The 23665-nt window shown below is 69.4% G+C and carries 13 protein-coding genes and 3 pseudogenes; 9 read left to right on the top strand and 7 right to left on the bottom strand.

Annotated features, from left to right (window positions below; genetic code table 11):
* Positions 1-170: 170 nt before the first annotated feature.
* Positions 171-1811 carry a porin gene (locus ASG60_RS03640; protein WP_244474275.1) on the bottom strand — a complete coding sequence of 547 codons (1641 nt, stop codon included), beginning with the start codon at positions 1809-1811 and terminating at the stop codon, positions 171-173.
* Between the two features lie 829 nt (positions 1812-2640).
* Between ASG60_RS03640 and ASG60_RS03635 the strand changes: the two genes are divergently transcribed.
* Complete coding sequence (locus ASG60_RS03635; protein WP_056264801.1) at positions 2641-3603, top strand: helix-turn-helix domain-containing protein; 963 nt, start codon at positions 2641-2643, stop codon at positions 3601-3603.
* A gap of 33 nt (positions 3604-3636) precedes the next feature.
* On the opposite strand, the gene ASG60_RS03630 is transcribed toward ASG60_RS03635, so the two are convergent.
* Complete coding sequence (locus ASG60_RS03630; RefSeq protein WP_056359835.1) at positions 3637-4605, bottom strand: helix-turn-helix domain-containing protein; 969 nt, start codon at positions 4603-4605, stop codon at positions 3637-3639.
* Between the two features lie 424 nt (positions 4606-5029).
* Between ASG60_RS03630 and ASG60_RS03625 the strand changes: the two are divergent.
* The 3 genes and pseudogenes from ASG60_RS03625 (at position 5030) to ASG60_RS23325 (ending at position 8045) form a co-directional block, all read left to right on the top strand.
* Positions 5030-6468: pseudogene (locus tag ASG60_RS03625) on the top strand (IS1182 family transposase).
* Positions 6469-6961: 493 nt separating this feature from the next.
* Entirely contained in the window at positions 6962-7324 is a 363-nt protein-coding gene (locus ASG60_RS03620) for an avidin/streptavidin family protein (protein ID WP_056384247.1), read from the top strand.
* A gap of 514 nt (positions 7325-7838) precedes the next feature.
* Positions 7839-8045, top strand: coding sequence for a transposase (locus ASG60_RS23325; protein WP_056384246.1), 207 nt, complete (start codon positions 7839-7841; stop codon positions 8043-8045).
* Between the two features lie 273 nt (positions 8046-8318).
* On the opposite strand, the pseudogene ASG60_RS23320 reads toward ASG60_RS23325, so the two are convergent.
* Positions 8319-8737 (bottom strand): annotated as a pseudogene (locus tag ASG60_RS23320) (transposase); the annotation flags it as partial.
* A 563-nt stretch (positions 8738-9300) separates the two neighbouring features.
* Here ASG60_RS23320 and ASG60_RS03605 point away from each other — a divergent pair.
* Complete coding sequence (locus tag ASG60_RS03605; RefSeq protein ID WP_056384244.1) at positions 9301-10992, top strand: HAMP domain-containing methyl-accepting chemotaxis protein; 1692 nt, start codon at positions 9301-9303, stop codon at positions 10990-10992.
* A 123-nt stretch (positions 10993-11115) separates the two neighbouring features.
* Here the strand turns inward: ASG60_RS03605 and ASG60_RS03600 are convergent, their stop codons facing one another.
* Positions 11116-11685, bottom strand: a complete 570-nt coding sequence (locus ASG60_RS03600) for a ferritin-like domain-containing protein (RefSeq protein ID WP_056384243.1) — start codon at positions 11683-11685, stop codon at positions 11116-11118.
* Positions 11686-12048: 363 nt separating this feature from the next.
* Here ASG60_RS03600 and ASG60_RS03595 point away from each other — a divergent pair, with 363 nt between their 5' ends.
* Together ASG60_RS03595 and ASG60_RS03590 are read left to right on the top strand one after the other, a co-directional pair.
* The gene (locus ASG60_RS03595) at positions 12049-15450 is read left to right on the top strand and encodes a GAF domain-containing protein (RefSeq protein ID WP_056384242.1); all 3402 of its coding nucleotides are present in this window, start codon (positions 12049-12051) and stop codon (positions 15448-15450) included.
* Positions 15451-15622: 172 nt separating this feature from the next.
* The gene (locus ASG60_RS03590; RefSeq protein WP_056384241.1) at positions 15623-18310 is read left to right on the top strand and encodes a glucosidase; all 2688 of its coding nucleotides are present in this window, start codon (positions 15623-15625) and stop codon (positions 18308-18310) included.
* Between the two features lie 69 nt (positions 18311-18379).
* Here ASG60_RS03590 and ASG60_RS03585 read toward each other — a convergent pair whose 3' ends face one another.
* The 3 genes from ASG60_RS03585 to ASG60_RS03575 form a co-directional block, all read right to left on the bottom strand.
* Positions 18380-19708: a dicarboxylate/amino acid:cation symporter gene (locus ASG60_RS03585; protein ID WP_056384240.1), complete on the bottom strand. Its 1329-nt coding sequence runs from the start codon at positions 19706-19708 to the stop codon at positions 18380-18382.
* Between the two features lie 146 nt (positions 19709-19854).
* Positions 19855-21270 carry an aspartate ammonia-lyase gene (gene aspA, locus ASG60_RS03580; RefSeq protein WP_056306488.1) on the bottom strand — a complete coding sequence of 472 codons (1416 nt, stop codon included), beginning with the start codon at positions 21268-21270 and terminating at the stop codon, positions 19855-19857.
* Between the two features lie 268 nt (positions 21271-21538).
* Positions 21539-22435, bottom strand: coding sequence for a LysR family transcriptional regulator (locus ASG60_RS03575; protein WP_056265206.1), 897 nt, complete (start codon positions 22433-22435; stop codon positions 21539-21541).
* A 185-nt stretch (positions 22436-22620) separates the two neighbouring features.
* Here ASG60_RS03575 and ASG60_RS03570 point away from each other — a divergent pair, with 185 nt between their 5' ends.
* Both ASG60_RS03570 and ASG60_RS03565 read left to right on the top strand, forming a co-directional pair.
* Entirely contained in the window at positions 22621-22887 is a 267-nt protein-coding gene (locus tag ASG60_RS03570; protein ID WP_056357763.1) for a hypothetical protein, read from the top strand.
* Positions 22888-22943: 56 nt separating this feature from the next.
* Positions 22944-23630: pseudogene (locus ASG60_RS03565) on the top strand (hypothetical protein); the annotation flags it as partial.
* Positions 23631-23665: the final 35 nt, after the last annotated feature.

The raw sequence follows: 23665 nt of genomic DNA, 5'->3' as shown, positions 1-23665 counted from the left end.
GGCAGCGTGTGCTGGACCGCACATGGACAAGACTGGCCTGCGGGACGCGCCCCGGAACTCCCGCCTCATACCAAATCCGGTTGATCGCTTCGCAATGCGGATTTGGGCTTCGCTCAGGCGCCGCGCGGGCTGCCTGATACTGTCCCCGAATGGATCATCCGGAGACAGTATCAGAAGTCCCGCTGCACCCGGGCCCGGACCTGGACGGCGTCGACGCTGGAGATGGTCGCGACGGGGTTGGCCGGGTTGTCGACGAAGGCGGCGTTCTGGGCCGGGAACCGGCTGAGGTCGAGGACGCGCCCGGATTGCATGCCGTAGCGGGTGTAGATCGCCTCGACGCCGATATCGAATTCCTTGACGGGGGACCAGATCAGGTTGGCGCCGACGACGAAGCGGTAGGAATCCCGCAGCACCTGGTTCAGTTCGAAGAACCGCGTGCCGGGCAGGCCCGGCCCGGTGCCGGTCACGCCCGAGGCGAGGCCTTGCGCGGCGCGCGCGCCCGGCGCGAACGTCATGGCGCCGTAGGAACCGAAGGCCGCCGAGCGCACGGACGGCGTCCAGTAATGCAGCAGGGCCGCCGTCACCGAGACGCTCGTGGAGAGTTCGAGGCGATTGGTGAGCGGGTTCAGCACCGCGTCGTTGAGGAACTGGGTGAACGGCGCGCCCTGGATCGCCGTCGCCGATTGGGCGTAGGGGCCGACATAGGCCGGCAGGCCGGTGTAGAGGGCGGTGCCCTCGCCGTAGGCGACCTGGAGATAGACCGTGTCGCCGGGGGCGAGTGCGGCCAGGTTGACCTTCACGCCGCCCTGCACGGCCCAGCCATAGGCCGAGGGCGCGCGGCCGGCGTCGCGGCTGTTGAAAGCGGTGGCGGGCGCGCCCAGATGGGTGCCGAGATAGGCGTCGCGGGCGAGCACGCCGGGGCTGACCTCGTGCAGGGCGGCGGAGCCCTGCAGCGCTCCCCAGGTGTCGTCGTAGCGCAGCACGCCGACGAGGTCGGGCACGCGGCTGCGCTGGGCCGACTCGACGAAGCCGATGCCCGTGGGCGTGCCGTCCGGGTTCGCCCCGACGAAGACCGGCGACACGGCCCGGGGCGCGAACCCGCCGTCGAGGCCCGGCACCAGGGGCCGGGCGTTCTGGGTCGAATAGACCGCCGTCTGGCGGAAATGCGGATCCTCCACCGACAGGGTGGTGGAGAAGCCCCGGCCGAGCTTCGCCGTGTAGGCCGCGAGGTTGGTCGACGGGATGTTCGAGCCCATGGACGCGACGATGAACTCGAAATCGTGGGCGTAGAAGTCGAAGAACGACGAGGCCCGCCCGGCGGTGAGGCCGGAGAACTGCACGAAGGCCTTGTCCAGGGCCACCTGCTGCTGGACCCGGCCGGCGGTGTCGACGCCGGTGGCCGGGAACGCGTTGCCGATCCGGTTGAACGCCCCGGCATGCATGGTGGCGAACCCGGTCCGGCTCCCGACATCGATGCGGGTGAAGCCGCGCAGGGCCCCGTAATCGGTCTGGGTCCGGGCGTCGAAGTTGATGCGGGCGCGGGCCTGGTAGCCGCTGATGTCGCCGGCCGAATTGCGGCTGTAGGCGTTCTGGAAGGCATACTCGAACCGCGCCCGGCCGGAGACCCGCAGGCAGGTGTCCGTGCCCGGAATGACGAAGAACCCCGTCCCGGGGGTCGGGCAGATCCGGACATGCGCGTCCGTGCCCGTCCTGCCCTCGTCCGTTTCCCGGCCCGGCCGCTCCGCCGCCGCCGCCGGGACCCCGATCATCCCCACCACGCCCGCGAGCAGGCTCGTTCGTACGCGTGTCATGCCCTGTCCCGTGCGGTCCAACCCAAGACGGTCTGCAACCCAAGACGGTCTGCAATCCAAGACGGGTCATAGGATCGTCGCGCGCCCCGGCCTCGTGAAGGCCGATTCCACGATCTGGCCATGCGACGGCAAAGGAGTTAGATGCGTTGCGAGGCTAAATCAATCCGATCGATGCCCTATCGATTTGCAAAGAATCGGCTTAATGGGGAAGAATATTTCTTATGATCGCGCTTCTGTCGTGCGGGATTAATTCGATGCGTGAGACGTGAACTATTGTAGCCTCGACGCAGTGTGGCTGTGCTTGTGGGGTGGTGTCGCGTACGGGGTCGCCTGGCCTCGGCTCCACCGGCCTCGGATCGATCGGAGACCTGCCGCGCGGCTGTCCCGGCGCGGGCGTGCGTGGCTTCGGGCCGGCCCGGGGCCGGTCCTCCCGGCGGGTTCGCGGGCTGCTTCTCCGGTCTCCGGCCCGGGAAGGATCGCCCCTGTGCAGGTGCGGATCGATTTTTATGATGCGGGGAAGATCACGATCCCCTAGTGATCAGCTTCCGCATGAATCTGGACTCAATTTCTGATACATAAGTTCGATGACGCGCAACTTTCGCCGCGATGATGATTTAACGAGATCCGGTCCAATAGCGGCGAGCGATCCGTGTGTCCTTCGGTCGTGGGCCGGAGGAACGTCTTGTCCGTGCCGCAATCATCGGCCGGGCGTCCGCCAGTGGTTTGGGGGCGGTCGGTGCTATCGCCGGCTGGCCGCTCGATTGGATCTCATCCGCGCGGCGAAGGATTCTCAGCACCGTGTGCGGGAATTTTCCGGAATGACGTGTTGATGCGGACGGTGCTCACGACGGAAACCATCGCGCCGCATCTGAGGTTTCGGCTGTGGCAGGAGATGCTCCTCGACCGCATCGGTCCGGTCGAGCAGAAACAGATCGACGATCGGCCGTTCCAGGGACGGATCGAGACCGCCGATGTCGGGGACATTCGGATCACCCGGGTCGCCGAGAGCGGGCTGCGGACCGAGGTGACGCCGGCGACGCTGCGACGGCGGGACGACGCCGGGACGGTGTTCGTCCTGATCCAGCTCGCGGGCCGGTCGAAGAGTTCGCAGGATGGCCGCGACGCGGTGCAGGGGCCCGGCGACATCATGGTGCTCGGCGGGCGACCCAACGTCCACCTGTCGAGCCACACGGATCGGTCGCTCGTCCTGGAGTTGCCGCGGGAGCGCCTCGAAGACTTTCTCGGCCCGACGAAGGTCTACACGGCTTTTCCGGTCGGGCCGACATCGCCGGGCGCCCTGCTGGCCGCGAATTTCTTCCAAGGCCTGTCGGAGATGACCGACGATCTCGCCCCCGAGACGGCCGGTCGCCTCTCCAAGATCGGCGTCGATCTCATCGTGGCGAGCCTGGCCGAACGTCTCGCACAGGAATTGCCTCAGGATCTCTACGGCACCGTCATCATCCAGCGCGCCAAGGCCTACGTGGAGGAGAATCTCGCGGATCCGACCCTCGACCCCCGCCAGCTCGCCGCCGCGATGGGCCTCTCCCTGCGCCGGCTGCAGGAGCTGTTCCACAAGCAGGGGCAGCACATCTCGGACTGGATCTGGGAGCGCCGGCTCAGGGCCGCCGGACAGCGCCTGAGCGATTCCGCCTGCGGCCACCTCGCCATCGCGGTGATCGCGTATGGCTGCGGTTTCTCCAATTCCGCCCATTTCAGCCGTCGCTTCAAGGACCGCTTCGGCCTGACGCCGCGCGAGTATCGCTCCGCCGCCCTGGGGGTCCCGACCCCGTGAGGCCCCGGCGCGGCCCGCAAGGCCCGTCGCGTACTAGGACGGGGGCTGCCGTCGCGCCGCCGCGCGCCTGTACGCGCTCGGGGACAGGTCGTAGCGCTCTTTGAAGCGACGCGAGAAATGGGCCTGGTCCGCAAAACCGCAACCGTAGGCGATGGCCCCGATCGACACGGGAAGGCCGCCCGGATCGCTCAAGCGGGCCGCGGCCACCTCCAGGCGGCGTTGCCAGATCCAGTCGGAGATGTTGCGGCCGCGCTCGTGAAACAACTCCTGGAGTCGCCGGAGGGATACGCCCATGGCCAGCGCCAACTCCGCCGGCGTCAAGGTCTGCTCTCCGAGATGCGCCTCGACATACGCCTTCGCGCGTTGAACCAGGACCGTTCCGTAGAGGGGCTTCGGCGTTTCGAGGGCCATGCGTTCGGCGATGCTGGCCACCAGGAGATCGACACCGATGGAGGACATCCGCGCCGCCGTATCGGGCGTGAGCGTGTGTTGCAGGGTGATCAATTGCTTGAAGAAGCTGACCGCGAGGGTCGTGCTGGCCAAGCCGGCATCGATCCTGAGGGCGCTGTAGAGGATCGCGGGTCCGAGCAGGTTCTCGATGCGATCGCGATTGATCTCGACCACGAGCGACTGGGTCGGCGCTTTGAAATCCAGGCGAACCGGCTGCGATCGGTCGACGATGACGATGTCGCCCGGGTTGTGGATCAGGGACCGGTCGTTCTGCGCGCTCGCCGCTGTCCCGGACAAGCGTATCGTCGCCGAGAGGGTATGCTGCTTGCCGTGCCGCCTGATGTTCGTCGGCGTCACGTCCGTCGTCAGGGCTCCGAACGTCGATCGGGTGATGAGGACACCCCCCATGTCCGCCGCTTCGAGCGTGCCCTCGAACGGACCGTCCCCACTCTTCCGGGCCTCGCTCGGGATCAGGCGCTCGTAGGAAACGTCGCGCCAGAGGTCGAATTTCCGATGGAGCGGGACGTTCTTCGTCGTGACCAAGAGCTTCATGCCCGGGCTCCACAGCCGTTTTCCGATCCAAGACTATCCCGTGTCCCGCGCCGGGAAAACGCGGGTCGGTCGATGCTCGTGCGCCGACTGCGACGGCCTTGTTGAGCTACGAGATCGATTCGATGGAACGACGGCGGTCGGATGGATCCGCTCCCACCGTCGAGTCCCTCCGAGATCGGCAGGCTTTTTCGGGATCGGCAGGCTTTTTTGGGATCGGGATGCCCCTCGGGGATCGGAGCGGCTCCCGGCCGAGAGGAGCGCGCACGGAGGCTGGTCCACGCGCGTCCGGACGATGACCGTATGTCCGACCTCGCGCACCGGCAGCGTTGGTCCATCCGCTCGTGGACCGAACCGTCGGTTCTCGCCCCTGGCTGTGTCAAAACGCCGATGATGGTAGCTTTCTCCTGGTCGACCGGAGGCTGGCATGGGACGGTTTGTTGTCGGTGCCGAGCGCGATCAGACGACGCTGTTTCCGCCGTGTCTTGAAGACTGGATCGCCGAGAACAACCCGGTCCGCGTGGTCGATGCCTTCGTGGATGCGCTGGGTCTTGGTGCGCTCGGCTTCGCGGGCGTCGATGCGGCACGGACGGGACGACCGGGCTACCATCCCGCAGCCCTCCTGAAGCTCTATGTCTACGGCTATCTCAACCGGGTCCCGTCGAGCCGGCGTCCGGAGCGCGAAGCGGGCCGCAACGTCGAGGTCATGTGGCTGACGGGTCAGCTGTCGCCCAATCACAAGACCATTGCCGAGTGCCGCCGTCAGAACGGACCGGCCATCGGGCGTGCCTGTGCCCGTTTCGTCGCCTTGTGCCGCGAGATGGGCCTTCTGACGGGGACGCGCGTCGCGATCGACGGCTCGAGGTTCAAGGCGGTCAACAACCGCGACCGCAATTTCACACAAGGCAAGCTCTACCGGCGTCGCAGCAGATCGAGGAGAGCGTGTCGCGCTACCTCTCGCAGCTCGACACGGCCGATCGTCAGGATCCCACACCTGAACTGGCCGCCAAGGTGGTGCGGCTGAAGGAGAAGATCGCCCGCCTCGGGCAGGAGATGAAGCGGTTGGCCGGCCTGGAGGAGCAGGTGAAGGCGGCGCCCGACCGGCAGATCTCGCTGACCGATCCCGACGCGCGATCGATGGCAACCAGCGGGCGCGGGTCGGGCATGGTGGGCTACAACGTCCACGTGGTGGTCGAGACCGAGCATCATCTGATCGTGGCGCACGGGGTGACCAATGCCGGCTCGGACCGAGCGCAACTCAGTGGCATGGCAGTACGGCCCAAGCAGGCTTCAGAGACGGATACGCTCGATGCGGTGGCCGACCGGGGCTATTATTCCGGTGAACAGATTCTGGCCTGCGAACGCGCCGGCATCTCCGTCACGCTGCCCCGGCCGATGACCTCGGGCGCCAGGGCCGCCGGCCGTTTCGGCAAGGAGAATTTTCTCTATCGCCCACAGGAGGACGTCTACCGGTCTTCGGCGGGCGAGGCGCTGCCCCACCGTTGCACCACGGTGGAGAAGGGTCTGACGCTGCATCGTCACTGGACGAATGCTTGCTCGGCCTGCCCGATGAAGACGGACTGTACGACGGGCAAGGAGCGCCGGGTGACGCGCTGGGAGCACGAGGACGTGCTGGAGACGGTGCCGCGCCGCTTGGACGGCGACCCGCTGGCCATGCGGGTCCGGCGCGAGACGGTCGAGCATCCCTTCGGCACGCTCAAAGCGCGGATGGGGGCCACGCACTTCCTGACCAAGACGCTGCCGCGCGTCTCGACCGAGATGGCGCTCCAGGTCCTGGCCTACAATCTGACGCGGGTTCTCAACATCATGGGAAGCCGGAAGCTCCTGGCGGCGATCCCCACCTGAGCGGGGGCTTGGATCGCTCGCCGAAGAGGCCGAGAGACCGCCCAGGAAACCTTTTCCACCAAGAACTGGCCGTCTCCCGACCGTAAGAACCTGTTCGACGCGATGAACAGCCCGTTCTCGCGAGACCGGGACGTCTCCCGATCGCAAAAGCCCCAATCCCCGAGTTTTGACACGGCCTGGACCAGACCGAGATGAAGGATTGGACTTGTTGATCGTGAGCGACACAGCGCTTGCCCACGACACCAGCCTGGCACGGATCGCGGGGACCGGCGAACCGGAGTGAGACTACAGCGTTCGATAATGGTCTCGACTTTGCTCGCTTCCTCGGCTGGCTACCGAGGCGCGCAGCGGTCGATGAGCGCTCCCCCGGTTCGGCATGGTATCGGCGTCTCCTGGTTTCCAACGCAAAGCCTGCGCGACTTTGCTATCTTGGCTTGTGGTCGATCATGCTGGTCGACGGAGAAAGGGGAGCGAGATGCCATAAGAAAAGGCTTTGGCACGAGCGACGGCAAGGACGGGAACCTCGGTCGATTTCGCGGGGACGTGGGTGAACGAAGTGGGTTCGGAAGTCGTCCTTGTTCAGACGAACGATGCGCTTTCCGGCACATATGAGAGCGCCGTCAGCAGCGGAGGTATAAAGACCGCCGGTACCCTCGTCGGCTATGTCGATGGAGACTTGATCGCCTTCACCGTGCACTGGGAGGCCTTTCAGGCGATCACTTCCTGGGTGGGGCAGCTTCTTCCGAACGCGTCAAGGGAGACAATCAAGACGCTTTGGCAGATGACCAAGCAGGTCGACTCCTGCGAGGAATGGGCATCGATCAACGCGGGATCGGACACCTTCACTCGCAGATGACCGTTGCCGGGATCCGGGCGGTGTTCAGGCGCCGCACATCTTATCAGGAGCCTGTTTGAGGTCCTCCGCCGGTCGTCCCCATCTGTCTCGTGTGCAAACACGACGTCCGCCTGGCGGGGTGGCGTGGAGAGCAGATGTGGGTGGACCCACATCGGACGCGTCACGAGACGTGCCTGAAGGACATATCGCCCGGCATCTGCGGACGGGTGGCGCCCGGCGAGGGTTGCCGGCTGGCTTTCCACCCTGGCGCACGGTCTATGGCTGGTTCCGGCGCTGGACCGACAAAGGCCTGTTCGAGGCGCTGATGCGGGCTCTCGCCCGCCGCCAGCGACGGCGCTGCGGACGCCGCCCGGAGCCGCCCGGAGCCGCCCGGAGCCGCGGCCGGCGATCGTCGACACCCAAAGCGTCAAGTGCCTCGGTGTGCGCGGGCGGCGCGGCTACGATGGGGCCAAGAGCGGTGCCAAGAGTGGGGGGGCCAAGAGTGGGGGGCCAAGAGTGGGGCCACCGGCACGCCATGCGCCATCGCGTCGTCAAGAAGCAGCCGGACCAGAAGGGCTTCGTCGTGCGGGAGCGCCGCTGGGTGGTCGAGCGCAGCTTCGGCTGGATGAGCCATCGGGGCGGCTTGCACCGCGAGCGCGCCGGTCGGCTCGATGTCGCAACAGGGCGTCTTGCCTGCGCCGCCAGCCTCATGGCCGCCAACGCCCTCAACAATCCAGCCTGACAATAAGACCTCAAACAGGCTCAGAGGTGAAATATTCTCGTTTAAAACAACCCTAGAGAAATTTTTGCGGGCGTGCGGGTGAGCTCTCGGAACATCCAAGCCCATGCGAACCGAGCCCGATGCGAACCGAGCCCATCGGAGACGGAAGCGGGAGCGGAGACTCCGGGCCGGTCGCGCGACGTGGGTGCCTGGCCTCGCGCCGTGGACCGGTCGGCCCCGATCCGTCGGTTCGAAATCGCCGCGCCCAGCTGCGAGAGCCGTTCCCGCCCATGCAGCGACGGCCAAGTCGCATTCGTGCCAGGCGGCGGCGATGGAGTTTCGATACTCTTGGGGCGTGAAGCGGCCGAACGCCTTGCCGATGTCTGCGTGGCGGTCGGGGACGGTGCGGGCCGCCGCGCTGCGCCGCAGGGCTTTGAGCTCGGCGAACGTCGGCTCGATCGGATCGAGGTCCGGGTTGCAGGCGGGAAGGGCGCGGATCCGTGCGCCGGCCGCCTCGCTGGCCTCACGCACGCCGACCACCTCGTGGACGTTCAGGTTGTCGAGGATGACGGTATCGCCCGGCTTCAGCACCGGAACCAGCGTGTCGGTCGTTGAGCGCGGAAGCGCGCGCCATTCGTGGACCCGTCGAACAGGGCGATGGCGGTAGGGCCGCTGCTGCGCAAAGCGGCGGTGACGGTGATGGTCTTGTCGTGATGGGATGGTCGCCCCGACGGCGTCGATGGGCCGAGGTGGTGGTGATGTGAACCACCCGAGGGCGGCGTCCGTGCCAGGGGTCGGCACCATCGGCCTGGATCTGGCCAAGAAGGTCTCATGACGGCATCGAGCATGCCTCCGCCCGTCAACGCATCACCCGTAATACCCTCGGGCACGGCTCTAGGGACCGCCCCCGCTCCTGTCGTTGGCATGCGGATATCGTATTCAGGGCAGCCGCCAGCGTGTCCGATGCCGCAGCGCTCTCTTTCGGAGGGCGATACGGGCCTCCGCCCGACCAATATCATGACCGGACCGAGACTTCGCATGCGAGAAGCGCTTGCTTGTTGCATCCGATACCGAACCGATAGATGCAGTTTAGCCGAACCATGGCGTCGAAATACGACCCTTTGACGGACATATGGCCATCTAAATCCTGTTTGTCTTGCAGGCTTTTTCAGAATCCCCTCGATTGGATATTTGCTTTTATTAAGGAACGATTTAACTGCTTGCGGTAACGTTTCCGTATGACCGCTTCGACAGGTCAGCCGGAAAGTCCTTGCTCATGAGAACCTTCAGCAATCTCAGCCTGCTGACGAAGATCGCTCTTCCCTTGGCGATCATGGCCGTGGTCGCGGCCGGGCTCGTCGCCTATGCCCGCTCGGCCCTGATCTCCCTCGCCGGGCAGACCCACCAGATCGCGCAGGTCCAGGCCGCACGGCAGGCCCACATCCTGACCATGCAGGTCGCCATGACCGAGGCCGCGGTGCAGAACCGCAACACGCTGGTCGAGACCGATCTCGCCAAGATGAGCGGCTATCAGGCCAAGCAGGCCGCGGCCATCAAGGCGAGCCACGCGGCCCTGGACCGCCTGGTGGCCCTCGAGGATTCGGCGGAGCGGACGGCGGCGAACAAGAGCCTGCGCGCTGGCCTGGACGCCTACTATGCTGTCCTCGAACGGTCCACCAACCACGGCGTGAAGGGCGAGTCGGCCCAGGGGATGAAGATCTCCCAGGAGGAGGCCGCGCCGCGCCGCACCAAACTTCGCGAGGAGGCTCAGTCCCGGAGTGGCGTCATCGAGCAGCAGCTCGCGGTGGCCTCCGGTGAGGCGGAGCGCCTCGCGGCCACGTCGACCACCCTGCTGATCGTGTCGGCCGCCTTCGGCCTGCTGGCCGCCATGGGTCTCGCCGCCGCCATCGTCGTGATGGGGGTGTCGCGTCCGATCGGCCGCATGACCGCCGCCATGGACCGGCTCGCCCGGGGCGATCTCGCCATCGCGGTCGAGGGTGTGGAGCGCAAGGACGAGATCGGCCTGCTGGCGCGCTCCCTCGAAGTGTTCAAGGTCAACGCCGTGACGGCCCGGCGCCTCGCGGCCGAGCAGGAGGTCGAGAACGCCGCGAAGATGCGCCGCGCCGAGATCCTCGACGGCCTGACCAAGCGCTTCGAATCCGACGTCTCGGTCCTGACCCAGGGCCTGGCGGGTGCGGCCACCGAGATGGAGGCCACGGCTCAGTCCATGTCCGCCACCGCCGAGCAGGCGATCCAGCAGGCGGTGTCCGTGGCGGGCGCGGCCGAGCAGACCTCCGCCAACGTCCAGACCGTGGCAGCGGCCAGCGAGGAGATGTCGGCCTCGATCCAGGAGATCGTCGGCCAGGTGAGCCAGTCCTCGACCTACGCCGACCAGGCCGTGGCGGATACCCGCCGGACCGAGGCCACCGTGCAGCGGCTCGCCGTCGTCGCCGACAGCATCACCGACGTGGTCGCCATGATCCAGACCATCGCGGGCCAGACCAACCTCCTGGCGCTCAACGCCACCATCGAGGCGGCGCGGGCCGGCGAGGCCGGACGGGGCTTTGCCGTGGTCGCCACCGAAGTGAAGGAACTCGCCGGTCAGACGGCGCGGGCCACCGAGGACATCCGCCTGAAGATCGGCGAGATCCAGGGTGCGACGGGCGAGGTCGTCAGCGACATCGGGCGCATCGGCAAGACCATCGCCGACATGTCCAGCTTCTCCTCCGGCATCGCCGCGGCGATGGAGGAACAGGGCGCCGCCACCCAGGAGATCGCCCGCAACGTGCAGGAGGCCGCCCAGGGCACCCGCAACGTGACGAACAACATCGAGCATGTCCGCATGGGCGCCGGAACCACGAGTGCGGCCGCCACCCAGGTGCTCGGCGCGGCCCGGGAACTGTCGCGCTACTCCGAGAGCCTCAGCGGGGAGGTGACGCGTTTCCTCGCGGGCGTGAAGGCGGCCTGAACCCGTCCGGCGGCCCGCACCGTAACCCGACCCCGAACGTTGAAAAGGCGGCCGATCCGGCCGCCTTTACCATGGGTCGCGGGCTCGCCGAGCCCAACCTCGCCGAGCCCAACCTCTCCGAGCCTACGCGGCCTTGCGGCCGGTCTTGCCCTTGGTCGCCTTCGGGGCGGCATCCGCGTCCTCGCCGTCCTCTCCCTCGCCGGTGTCGGCTTCGGAGTTGAGGATCTCGGCGATCTTCGACAGGAGGGCGTCGGCCTTCTTCTCCTCCTGCAGGGTCTCGTCGAGGAGGGCGGCGGCGTCCGCGTGGCCGAGCTGGGCCGCCCAGGTCTTCAGGGTGCCGTAGCGGGCGATCTCGTAATGCTCCACCGCCTGGGCGCAGGCCGCCAGCACCGCGTCGGCGGCCGGGCTGTCGCCGAAATCGTCCATGTCCTCCTCCATCTCGGAGGTGATGCCCTGCATCGCCTCACAGGTCTTGGCGCGGGCCGGCTTGCCGATGATCTCGAACACCTGTTGCAGGCGCTCCACCTGGCCGGCGCTCTCCTCCGCATGGGTCTCGAACGCCTGGCGCAGCTCGTCGTGCTCGGCCGCCTTGGCCGCCTTCTTGAGCGCCTTCACGGACTGCTTCTCGGCGTAATAGACGTCCTTCAGGGTCTCGTAGAAGGCATCGTTCAGGGTCTTCACCTTGGTCGCCATGGATCGATTCCTTGCCTGTACGGGGGGCGCCGAGCGTGCGCTGGACACGGTGTTCGGCGGTTCGTGGGCAGGCAACGCGTCCCTCCCACGTCGGCTCCCGGCGATATTTTCGGCCTGTGGAGGAACCGGGACGGGGCTTGGCCGCCCCCGGCGAACGATCGTGGCCTCGTGGACCCGTGAAGGCATCCCAGCCGGCCATCCCTGTGCTATGAGGCCCGGGATGGCCGGTCCGAAATACCCCCTCGCGCGCATCGCGACGAACGCAGGCGCCTTCCCTGCGCCGGTCCCCGGCGTGGTACGGACAGGTATGGCCGGACGGGCCGGGACCGCGTGCCCGGCGAGACTTCAGCCCCTGGCGAGCCCGTGACGGATCTCCCCCCGCTCGCTGCCGATCCGGACCGCCTCGCGGCCCTGGAGGCCCACGGCATCCTGGATACGCCGCCCGAGCGGGGCTTCGACGGCATCGTGCTCCTGGCCCGCACCCTGTGCGCCGCGCCCGTGGCCCTCGTCAGTCTGGTGACCGCCGACCGGCAATGGTTCAAGGCCCGCTCCGGCTTCGCCCCCTGCGAGACCGACTTGAACGCGTCCGTCTGCGCCCATGTCCTCGGGCGCGGCGACCTTCTCGTCATCCCCGACCTGACCCTCGACCCCCGCACCCGCGACAACCCCCTCGTCACCGGCGCGCCGGCGATCCGGTTCTATGCCGGCGCGCCCCTGACCACGCCCGACGGCCACACCCTCGGGTCCCTGTGCGTGATCGACGAGGTCGCGCGCCCGGAGGGACTCACGGCCGAGCAGGCCGAAGCCCTCACGGCCCTGGCCGAGCAGGTGATGAGCCAGCTCGACCTGCGCCGGGCCGTGATGGAGCGCGACGCGGCCCTGACGGGCGAGCGGCGCGGACAGGCTCAGGCGGTGGCCGACGCCGCGCGCCTCGAGGCAATGATCGCCACCCAGCAGGTCGTGGCCTCCGCGACCTCCGACCTCGACACGGTGTTCCGGGCCGTGGTCGATGCCGCCCTGTCGATCATCGACCGCGCCGACAGCGCGGTCGTCACCCTGCGCGACGGCGACGACCTCGTCTGCCGCGCCGGCGCCGGGCGGGCGGGCGGATGGATCGGCCGGCGCATGCCCATGGCGGACACGCCGTCGGGCCGGGCCTTCACGGACGAGAGGCTGTTCGTCGGCACCACCGGCGCGCCGGGGACCGACCCTGACCGCCCGCCCCCGGCCGTCGTCGCGGTCCCGGTGCAGCGCCACGGCCTCGCCGTGGGCATCCTAGAGATCCGCTCGGAAGCGGACGGTCCCTTCGGCCCGCGCGACATCCTCATGGCCCAGATGCTGGCGGGGCTCGCCGGGTCGGCCTTCGGCGACGTCGCCGAGGCCGAGACCCGGCAGGCGCTCCGCGAGGCCGAGAACCGCTACAAGGCGATCTTCGACAGCGCCATCGACTTCGCCATCGTGGCCGCCGATTCCGACGGGCGGATCACCGACTGGAACACCGGCGCCGAGCAGATCATCGGCTGGTCGGCCGACGAGGTGAAGGGCCGGCTCCTCGACACCTTCTTCACCCCCGAGGACCAACGCGACGGCGTGCCCGAGCGCGAGGCGCGCATCGCCCTCGCCGCCGGCTCGTCGTCTGACGTGCGCTGGCACCAGCGCCGCGACGGCGGGCGGTTCTGGGCGGTGGGCCGCATGATGACCCTGCGCCACGAGGACGACAGCGTCCGGGGCTTCCTCAAGATCCTGCAGGACCGCACCACGGAGCGGCGACGCGAGCAGCGCCTCGACCTCCTGAGCCGGGCCTCCGCCGCGCTGCTGGCCGCCGCGGACCCGACCGCCGAGCTCCTGCCAATCCTGGAGGAAGGGGCCGAAACCCTCGGGTTCGACCAGAGCTACACCTGGACCCTGGTGCCGAACCGCGCCGAACTGCACCTCGCCCAGGCGCTGGGCGTCGCGCCCGAGGCGCGGGCCGCCCTGAACCGCGCCCCCTTCGACGAACCGCTCTGCGGAATCGTGGCCGGGACCGGCCGGCCGCTGATCCTGTCCGGCCTGCAGGCGGACGGCACGGCGCGCTACCGCAGCGCGCGCGAGGCCGGCATCGACGCCTATGCGAGCTTTCCCATCACCGGGCGCGGGGGCCTCGCCGGCGTGATCTCGTTCGCGCGCCGCGACGCGCCCGACTTCGACCGCGAGGCGCTGCAATTCTTCGCCACCCTCGCGCGCTTCCTCTCCGTCGCCCGCGAGCGCCTCGACGACGAGGCGGCCCTGCGCGAGAGCGATGCGCGCTCGCGGCGCGCCCAGCAGGCCGGCGGCATCGGCACGTTCGAGGCGGATGTTGGCGCCGAATCCATCGTGGTCTCGGCCGAGTTCTGCCGGCTGTTCGGCCTGGCCGACGCGCGGACCTGTCCGGTCGCGGTCATCGAGGGGCTGATCCTGCCGGAGGATTCCCACTTGCGCGCGGAGGCCGCCCGCCGCGCCACCGGTACCGCCCTGCCCGAGATCGAGTATCGCATCCGCCGCGCCGACGACGGCGCGATCCGCTGGATCGCCCGGCGGGCCGAATTCGCCCGCGACGCCGCCGGCCGGGTCTCGAGCCTGTTCGGCACCGTCTCGGACGTCACCGACCAGCGCGCGGCCCGCGACCGCATCGAGGCGCTCCTCGACCTCGGCGACCGCCTGGGCGAGGCGACGAGCGCCGCCGTGGCCGTCACCATCGCGGCCGATGTTCTGGGGCGGACCCTGGGCGCCGGCCGCGCCGCCTACGGCACCCTCGATGCCGGGCGGGAAACCTTCACGGTGACGGGGGACTGGGCCGCGCCCGGTCTCTCCAGCCTCCGGGGCACCTACCCGCTGGCGGACCTACCGCGCACCGTCGAGCGGCTGCGCACCGGGCGGGCCGTCGTCTGCGCCGATGTCCTGGCGGAGGTCCGCCTCGCCGACGATGCCGCGGCCTACCGCGCCCTCGGCGTGCGCGGGCAGATCATGGTCCCGCTCCTCAAGGCCGGGGCCCTCGTCGGCCTCATTCTCGTGCACGAGGCCGCCCCCCGGGTGTGGAGCATCGAGGAGGTGGCGTTCACCCGCGGCGTCGCCGACCGGACCTACGCGGCGCTGGCCCGCCTCAAGGCCGAGGAACAGCAGGACCTCGTCAACCACGAACTCTCGCACCGCATGAAGAACCTCCTGGCGATGGTGCAGTCCATCGCCACGCAGACCCTGCGCAACGCCACCCACGTGGACGAGGCCAAGGACGTGCTCGCCGGGCGCCTCATCGCCCTCGGCCGCGCCCACGACCTCCTCATGGGGGCGGCACTCACCAGCACCCGCATCGAGCCCGTGGTCCAGGGCGCCCTGCAGGTCCATCAGGACGGGCTGGCGCGGTTCCAGGTCTCCGGCCCCAGCCTCGAGATCGGGGCGGACCGGGCCGTCTCCCTCGCGCTGATGCTGCACGAACTCGCCACCAACGCGGCGAAGTACGGCGCCCTCTCGACGGATTCCGGGCACGTGGCGGTGACCTGGGACATCCTGGAGAAGACCCCGGAGGAGACCCCGGGGGACACGACCGAGCCGGAGCTGCGCCTCGCCTGGATCGAGTCCGGCGGGCCCCCCGTAGTGCCGCCCACCCGCAAGGGCTTCGGCTCGCGCTTCATCGAACGCGGCCTCGTCTCGCAGGTCGGCGGCACCCTGTCCCTGGAGTACCGGCCCGAGGGCGTGGCCTGCATCCTCGTCGCACCGCTCGCGGCCTTCGCGGGCGAGCCGCAGGCCTGAGGGCGGCGCGCGGGTCCACGAGGCATGCGTTCCGGGGGGCTGCCTGGCTTGGCGCCGATAGTGCATCCCGTCGGCCACCGAACCACACCCCGCCGGGACCCATGACCGACCCTCACCCGTCCCGCCTGCCCGCGCTCCCCCTCTCGGCCGTCCCCGTTCCCGGGGCGCGGCGTTGAGCGAGCTCGACGATTGGGCCGAGCGCCGGCGGCTGGCCGAGCAGGGGCGCGGCGAGCGGGCCTGGTCCCTGTGGGGCCCCTACCTCGCCGAGCGCCAATGGGGCACCGTGCGCGAGGATTACAGCCGCGACGGCAACGCCTGGCGCTCCCTGCCGCACGACGAGGCGCGCTCCCGCGCCTACCGCTGGGGCGAGGACGGCCTGGCCGGGATCTGCGACGAGCGCGGGCAGCTCTGCCTGTCCCTCGCCCTGTGGAACGGGCGCGACCACATCCTGAAGGAGCGCCTGTTCGGCCTCACCAACGAGGAGGGCAACCACGGCGAGGACGTGAAGGAGGTGTACCACTACCTCGACGCGGTCCCGAGCCACGCCTACCTCAAGGTGCTCTACCGCTACCCGCAAGGGCCCTACCCGTACGACCACCTCGTGGCGGAGGGCCGGCGGCGCGGCCGCGACGAGCCCGAATACGAGATCGAGGACACGGGCATCTTCGACGGGATGCGGTTCTTCGACGTCACGGTCGAGTACGCCAAGGAGGATTTCGACGACATCCACGCGGTGATCACGGCGGTCAATCGCGGGCCCGAGGCCGCAGACCTCCACCTCGTCCCGCAGGCGTGGTTCCGCAACACCTGGTCATGGCGCGAAGGATCGCGGGGCGAGGATGCGCGTCCGCGCCTCGCGAGGGCGGCCGATGGCGGGATCCTCGCCACCCATCCGCGCCTCGGGGCCTACCGCCTCGCCTTCGACGGCGAACCGGAGGTGCTGTTCTGCGAGAACGACACCAATCTGCGCCTGCACGGCTGGAAGCCCGACGCCACCGGCCCGTTCAAGGACGGCTTGCACGCGGCGATCGTCGACGGCGACGAATCGGCGATCCGCCGTGACGGCGGGACCAAGCTCGGCCTGCACTACGCCCTGCGGCTGGAGCCCGGCGAGGCGAAGCGCGTCACCCTCCGGCTCTCGGCCGGCCGGCGCCAGCGCCCCGTCGACCACGAGGGCGCCATTCTCCACCGCCGGATGGCGGAAGCCAACGCGTTCTACGACGGCCTGCAGGACGGCATCGCGGACGCGGATTCCCGCACGATCTTCCGGCAGGCCGCCGCTGGCCTGATCTGGTCGAAGCAGCTCTATTCGTACGATGTCCGCCTGTGGCTCCAGGGCGACCCGCTCCAGCCGACGCCGCCGCGCGAGCGCAAGGGCGAGGGCGGCCGCAACACCAACTGGCGCCACTTCGCCGGGGCCGACGTGCTCTCCATGCCCGACACCTGGGAATACCCGTGGTTCGCCGCCTGGGATCTCGCCTTCCACTGCCTGCCCCTGGCGCTGCTCGACCCGGATTTCGCCAAGAAGCAACTCCTGCTGCTCACCCGCGAATGGTACATGCACCCCAACGGCCAGCTGCCGGCCTACGAGTGGGAATTCGGCGACGCCAACCCGCCGGTCCATGCCTGGGCGAGCTTCCGGGTGTTCGAGATCGACCGCGCCCGGCGCGGCGGGCGCGGCGACATCGCCTTCCTCGAGGGCGTCTTCCACAAGCTGCTCATCAACTTCACCTGGTGGGTCAACCGCAAGGACGCCGACGGCCGCAACGTGTTCCAGGGCGGGTTCCTCGGCCTCGACAATGTCGGGGTGTTCGACCGCTCGCGCCCGCCGCCCGGCTTCGGCCGCATCCACCAGGCCGACGGCACCGCCTGGATGGCGATGTACGCCCTCAACATGATGCGCATCGCCCTCGAACTCGCGCTCCACAACGACGTGTACGAAAGCACCGCGTCGAAGTTCTTCGAGCACTTCCTCCTCATCGCCGAGGCCATGACCGACATGGGCGGCGAGGGCTTCGGCCTGTGGGACGAGGAAGACGAGTTCTACTACGACGAGGTCGACATCCCGGGCGGGGGCATGCTCCCCCTGCGGGTGCGCTCCGTCGTCGGCCTCGTGCCGCTCTTCGCCGTCGAGGTCATCGAGCCGGCGATGCTCCAGCGCCTGCCGGATTTCGCCCGGCGGATGAACTGGGTGCTGGAGAACCGTCCGCACCTCGCCTGCCTCGTCTCGCGCTGGACCGAGGGCGGGGTCGGCGACCGCAAGCTCCTGTCGCTCCTGCGCGGCCACCGGATGAAGGCGCTCCTGCGGCGCATGCTCGACGAGGCCGAGTTCCTCTCGGACCACGGCATCCGCTCCCTGTCGAAGGCCCACCGCGACCGGCCCTACGCGCTCAACGAGTTCGGCGCCTCGTTCACGGTCCGCTACGACCCGGCCGATTCGACCTCGAACATGTTCGGCGGCAATTCCAACTGGCGCGGGCCCGTGTGGATGCCGATGAACTACCTCATCATCGAGGCCCTGCGCCGCTTCCACGCCTATTACGGCGACGATTTTCTGGTCGAGTACCCCACCGGGTCGGGCACCTCGCTGACCTTGGCGGCCATCGCCGACGCCCTGGAAGACCGGCTCATCGCCCTGTTCGCCAAGGATTCCGACGGGCGCCGGCCGATCTTCGGGAACCGCGAACCGATCCCGACGGCGCCGGGCGAGGACGACGCGCTCCTGTTCCACGAGTTCTTCGACGGCGACACCGGCCGGGGCCTCGGCGCCTCCCACCAGACCGGCTGGACGGCGCTCATCCTCAACCTGCTCCACCACCGGGCGGGCCGGCCGGGCGCGGGGGACGGCGCCTTGCCATGAGGGCCTTGCGCGAGGATCCCGCCGTGACGAGCCCGTGACGCCCGGAGGCGGGCGTCACGGGCCGCGGGCTCAGGCGGCCGTCGCGGTGGGGGCGATGCCGGGGCCGGCGGGCGCGTCCGCGGGCACGCCGTCCGGTTCCATCTCGCCCTGCCACTGCGCCACCGCCGCGGTGGCGAGACCGTTGCCCAGGACGTTGGTGACCGTGCGGCCCATGTCGAGGATCTGGTCGACGCCCATGATGAGCAGGATGCCGGCCGCCGGCAGGCCGAACATCGGCACGGTGGCGGCCACCACCACCAGGGAGGCGCGCGGCACCCCGGCGATGCCCTTGCTCGTGACCATCATCACCAGCAGCATGGTGAACTGCTCGGCGACGCTGAGCTCGATGCCGTAGGCCTGGGCGATGAACAGCGCCGCCATGGCCTGGTACATCATCGAGCCGTCGAGGTTGAAGGAGTAGCCGAGCGGCAGCACGAACCCGGTGACGCGGCTCTTCACGCCGAACTTCTCCAGCACCTCGATGGTGCGGGGGAAGGCAGCCTCGCTGCTGGCCGTGGAGAAGGCGACGATCATCGGCGAGCGCAGGAGGTCGAGGAGGCGCACCACGCCGCCGCCGAGCGCCAGCCAGCCGGCGCCGATCAGCACCGCCCACAGCACGGCGAGGCCGAGATAGAAGCTGCCGATGAACTTGCCGTAATCGACGAGCACGCCGAGGCCCTGCACCGTGACCACGGCGGCGATGGCGGCGAAGACCGCGAGGGGTGCCAGCTTCATCACCGTGTCGGTGACGGCGAACATCACCCGGGCGAGCCCGTCGATGAGGTGGATCATCGGCTCGGCATAGCGCCGGTCGATGACGCTGAGACCCGAGCCGAAGAAGATCGAGAACACGAGGATCTGCAGCACCTCGTTGGTGGCCATGGCCGAGACGATGCTCGTCGGGAACACGTGGGTGAGGAAGTCGCGGACGTTGAGGGAGGCGGCCTTGAGGCCGGTCTGGGCCGCAGCGTCCGGCAGGGGCAGGTTCAGGCCCGCCCCCGGCTGGAACAGGTTGGCGACGAGGAAGCCGAGGGACAGGGACACCACGGAGGCCGTGAGGAACCAGGCCATCGCGAGCGCCGCGACCCGGCCCACGGTCCGGGTGTCGCCGAAGCTCGCGATGCCCGACACGATGGTGGCGAAGACGAGCGGCGCGATGATCATCTTGATGAGGCGCAGGAAGATGTCCGTCACCAGGGTGAAGGAGCCGGCGATCTCTTTCGCCGCCTCCGGGCTCGCCGCCTGCCCGTGCAGCACCGCGCCGACGAGGATGCCGAGCGCGAGCCCGATGCCGGTGTAGAGGGTGAGCCGGCCCGATCGGGCCGCCGTGTCGCCGCTGGCTGTGCTGCTCTTCTTCATGATGTCCTCCCCCTTGGATACGTGTGCGGCCCGGCCTTCGCGGCCGGGCGCGCGTATGGGTCATGGTGTGCGGGTCATGGTGTGCGGGTCATGGCGTGACCCGGATCTCTGGATGCCTTCTCCGGCGTCGAGCCGGATCGGCTCCCTCAGAACGCAGTGATGTCCTGCGGCCGGGTCAGCCGGTCGGGCTGGAGCACGGCGTCGAGGTGCTCGCGCGCCATCAGCCCCTTCTCGAGCACGAGTTCGTAGACGCCGCGCCCGGTGGCGTGGGCCTCCAGGGCGACGGCGGTGGCGTTGCGGTAGCCGATATAGGGGTTGAGCGCCGTCACGATGCCGATGGATTGCTCCACCGAGGCGCGCAGGCGCTCGCGGTTGGCGGTGACGCCCCGGATGCAGTTCACGTCGAGGGTCCGGCAGGCGGCCTCCAGGTGGGTGAGGCTGCGAAACAGGCTGTAGGCGATGATCGGCTCGAAGGCGTTGAGCTGGAGCTGTCCGGCCTCGGCCGCGAACGAGATGGTGACGTCGTTGCCGATGACCTCGAAGGCGACTTGGTTGACCACTTCGGGGATCACCGGGTTGACCTTGCCGGGCATGATCGACGAGCCGGCCTGGCGCGCCGGCAGGTTGATCTCGCCGAAGCCCGCGCGCGGGCCGCTGGAGAGCAGGCGCAGGTCGTTGCAGGTCTTGGAGAGCTTCACGGCGACCCGCTTCAGCACGCCGGAGAGCTGCACGAAGGCGCCGCAATCCTGGGTCGCCTCGACGAGGTCCTCCGCCGTGACGAGGGCGATGCCGGTGATCTCGGACAGGCGCGCGCAGACGAGGGCCGCGTAGCGCGGATGGGCGGTGATGCCGGTGCCGATGGCGGTGGCGCCCATGTTGATCTCGCGGATGAGGAGGGCGGCCTCGGCCAGCCGCGCCTCGTCCTCGCGCAGCATCAGCGCGTAGGTGCCGAACTCCTGGCCCAGCGTCATCGGCACCGCGTCCTGCAGCTGGGTGCGGCCCATCTTGAGGACATCCGAGAACTCCGCGGACTTGGCCGAGAAGCTGCCGCGCAGGTCCGCCATGGCGGCGACGAGGCGGCGGATGCCCCCGGCCGCCGCGATCTTCAGGGCGGTGGGGTACACGTCGTTGGTGCTCTGCCCCATGTTGACGTGTTCGTTGGGGTGCAGGTGGGCGTAGGCGCCGCGAGGGTGGCCCAGCAGCTCCAGGGCCCGGTTGGCGATGACCTCGTTGGCGTTCATGTTGGTGGAAGTGCCGGCCCCGCCCTGGATCAGGTCGACCACGAACTGGTCGTGCAGGGCGCCGGCGCGGATCTCCTCGCAGGCCGCCACGATGGCGTTCATTCGGGCCTCGTCCAGGAGGCCGAGTTCGCGGTTGGCCAGCGCCGCCGCCTGCTTGATGGCGGCCAGAGCCACGATGAGATCGGGGCAGGTCGCCAGGGTCTGGCCGCTGATGGGGAAGTTCTCGACGGCCCGCAGGGTGTGGATGCCGTAATAGGCCGCCTCCGGCACCGTGCGGTCGCCGAGAAGGTCATGCTCGCTGCGGGTCGATGGGCTGGTCACGGTGTTCTCCTGGCAAAGGGCGGGCGAGGGGCTGGCAAGGATCTGGGATGTGCGGCCGCGATCCGGCGCGTGGGGACGCGGCGGGTATGCGGACGCGGCGGCGGAGCCGCAGGGGCGGCGCGCCGATGGCTTCGTGGGAATGGGGGCTTCGTGGAAGTCCGGTTCGATCGGGCGCCCGTCGCCCCGGAGGCGGGGCGGGCGGCGTTCGCCGATGGAGATGGGGATAGTCCCGTCCCCCAGCGCAGGCCAATGCTAAGTTCGCGCCGAACTATTCGGCAAGTGCATAGTTTGGCTCATCCAGGGCGGCGGCGGCCCAGACCTGGTCGAGGAACGGCCGCGCCCGCCCGGCACTGCGATAGAGGCGGATCTCCATCAACATCTCGGGGCTGATCGCGGCCAGGGCCCCGTGGCCGATCTCGCTCGCCACGAGGCTGCGGGGCAGCCAAGCCACGCCGTGGCGGCCGAGCGCCATGGATTTGAGGGCCTCCGCCATGGAATTCTCGTTGGTGTGGGCCGGGTAGGTCGCCGGCGCCCCGCCCTTGGCCTGGGCGATGGCGGCGAGGCGCCCGAGGAACGAGCCGCGCGAGTATTGCAGCAGGGGCAGGCGCCCCTCGGCATCGGGTTCGAGGCCCGGCGCGGCGACGGCGACGAGGCTGTCGCGCCCGATGACCCGGCAGGGATGGCGCTCGGGATCGACGGGGATCGGCACGCTCGGGTGGTGGTAGGTGAGGAGCAGATCGTAGCCGCCCTCCACCAGGGCCTGGACGCAGATGTTGAAATTGTCGGGCAGCACCCGGCTCGCCATGGGCCCGAGCACCCCCTGGATGCCCGTGAGCCAGCGCGGCAGCACCGACAGGCACAGGGAATGCAGCGCCGCGATGGTGACGACGGGCAGGTGCGAGCGCTCGCCCCGGGCCTGGAAATCGGCGCGGCTCTGCGAGAGCAGGCGCACCACCTCCTCGGCGGTCTCGACGAACTGGCGGCCATCCGCCGTCAGGGTGATGGGGTAGGTGCTGCGATCGAGCAGCACCGTGCCGAGCCAGACCTCCAGGGAGCGGATGCGCCGGCTGAACGCCGATTGGGTGACGCAGCGCAGTTCCGCCGAGCGGGAGAAGCTGCGCGTCTCGGACAGGCTGAGGAAATCCTCGACCCACTTCAGTTCCATGATGCGCTTTCCGCCCCGTCGCCCGGCCGCCGCCGTTGGGACGGCGACAGTCTCGCATCGCCGACGCGTCCGGGGCAATCGCGGGTCCCGCCTGGCCCAACGGGTGGACGGAAGGTGAACGTCTCGGTAACCGTTCCGGCTTAACCCCGATCGGACCCCCCTCCCTTGAAGGCCGAGACCCGACGATGACGAGAGACCAGCTCGCCGCCGAACTGACGCGGATCGCCAAGCTCCAGCTCAGCGACATCACCCGGGCGGTCAAGAACGGCGAGAAATCCATCGCCCTCAACGAGGTGACGGATCTGGCCCGGCGCCTTCACCTCCTGTCCGACGCCGTCGCGGGCCGCCCGGCGGTGGCGCCCGGGGCCCAGGCTCCGGCGACGCAAGCCTCCGTGGTCCAGGCCCCTGTGGTTCAGACGGGCGCGGCTCCGGCGCCGGCCGCCCATCCGTGAGCGACGGGTCGGCAGGTTCCAGCGCGACAGGTTCCAGCGCGACAGGTTCAGGCTCGATCTGGCGCGACACCCGCAACACGCGGTCCCGGGCACGCCTCGACCGGGCTTTACCAGCGATCTTCCCCGTCCCGGTGCTGCAGCACGCCCTGTCGCGGCCGCTCCTGCCGCCGACGCCGCGTCTGGCCGTCGAGAGCTACTGGCGCGCCCACATCCTGCGGGCCGACCGTCTCGCCCGGGCGCTCGCCGCCCGCTCCGGCGCGCCCGAGGGCTGGACCTGGCGCCTCGGCACCGAGCCGGGCCTCGCCGCGAGCTTCCGCCTGCCGCCCTCGCCCTACCGTGAGCCCGCCCACACGCGGGGCCGCGGCCATTGCTGCCTGTGCGGCCAGCCGGTGTTCCGCTTCGGCTGGCACAACGATCTGTGGGGAACCGGCACGCCGAACAAGAACGCGGCCTGGCATTCGGCCTGCGTCACCGCGTGGAAGCTGTGGTGCGCGCCCGCCGAGCAGGTGACGGTGCTGAAACGCCACCAGCGCCACCGCTGCACCGAATCCGGCAAGCGCCTGTTCAAGACCGCCGAGGTCGATCACCGGGTGCCGCTCTACCGGGTCTGGCGCGAGCACCGCACCGCGCCCTGGCCCGAACTCCTCGGCTACTGGGGCGCCCCCAACCTCCAGGTGGTGAACCGCGTGGTCCACGTCGCCAAATGCAGCGCCGAGGCCGGCGAGCGCGCCGCCCGCCGCCGGGCCGAGGCTGTCCCGTCCGCCTTCCCCGCCTCCGC

The sequence above is a fragment of the Methylobacterium sp. Leaf469 genome (assembly GCF_001424745.1).
Taxonomy (GTDB): Bacteria; Pseudomonadota; Alphaproteobacteria; order Rhizobiales; family Beijerinckiaceae; genus Methylobacterium.
Note: the sequence above shows the minus strand (reverse complement) of the source record. Positions and strands in the feature narration are given on the sequence as shown.

Excerpts from the sequence above, each read along its gene's own strand:
- ASG60_RS03635 (WP_056264801.1), top strand. The coding sequence starts at position 2,641 with ATGCGGACGGTGCTCACGACGGAAACCATCGCGCCGCATCTGAGGTTT.
- ASG60_RS03630 (WP_056359835.1), bottom strand. The coding sequence starts at position 4,605 with ATGAAGCTCTTGGTCACGACGAAGAACGTCCCGCTCCATCGGAAATTC.
- ASG60_RS03605 (WP_056384244.1), top strand. The coding sequence starts at position 9,301 with ATGAGAACCTTCAGCAATCTCAGCCTGCTGACGAAGATCGCTCTTCCC.
- ASG60_RS03575 (WP_056265206.1), bottom strand. The coding sequence starts at position 22,435 with ATGGAACTGAAGTGGGTCGAGGATTTCCTCAGCCTGTCCGAGACGCGC.
- ASG60_RS23325 (WP_056384246.1), top strand. The coding sequence starts at position 7,839 with ATGCGCCATCGCGTCGTCAAGAAGCAGCCGGACCAGAAGGGCTTCGTC.
- ASG60_RS03585 (WP_056384240.1), bottom strand. The coding sequence starts at position 19,708 with ATGAAGAAGAGCAGCACAGCCAGCGGCGACACGGCGGCCCGATCGGGC.
- ASG60_RS03600 (WP_056384243.1), bottom strand. The coding sequence starts at position 11,685 with ATGGCGACCAAGGTGAAGACCCTGAACGATGCCTTCTACGAGACCCTG.
- ASG60_RS03570 (WP_056357763.1), top strand. The coding sequence starts at position 22,621 with ATGACGAGAGACCAGCTCGCCGCCGAACTGACGCGGATCGCCAAGCTC.
- ASG60_RS03640 (WP_244474275.1), bottom strand. The coding sequence starts at position 1,811 with ATGACACGCGTACGAACGAGCCTGCTCGCGGGCGTGGTGGGGATGATC.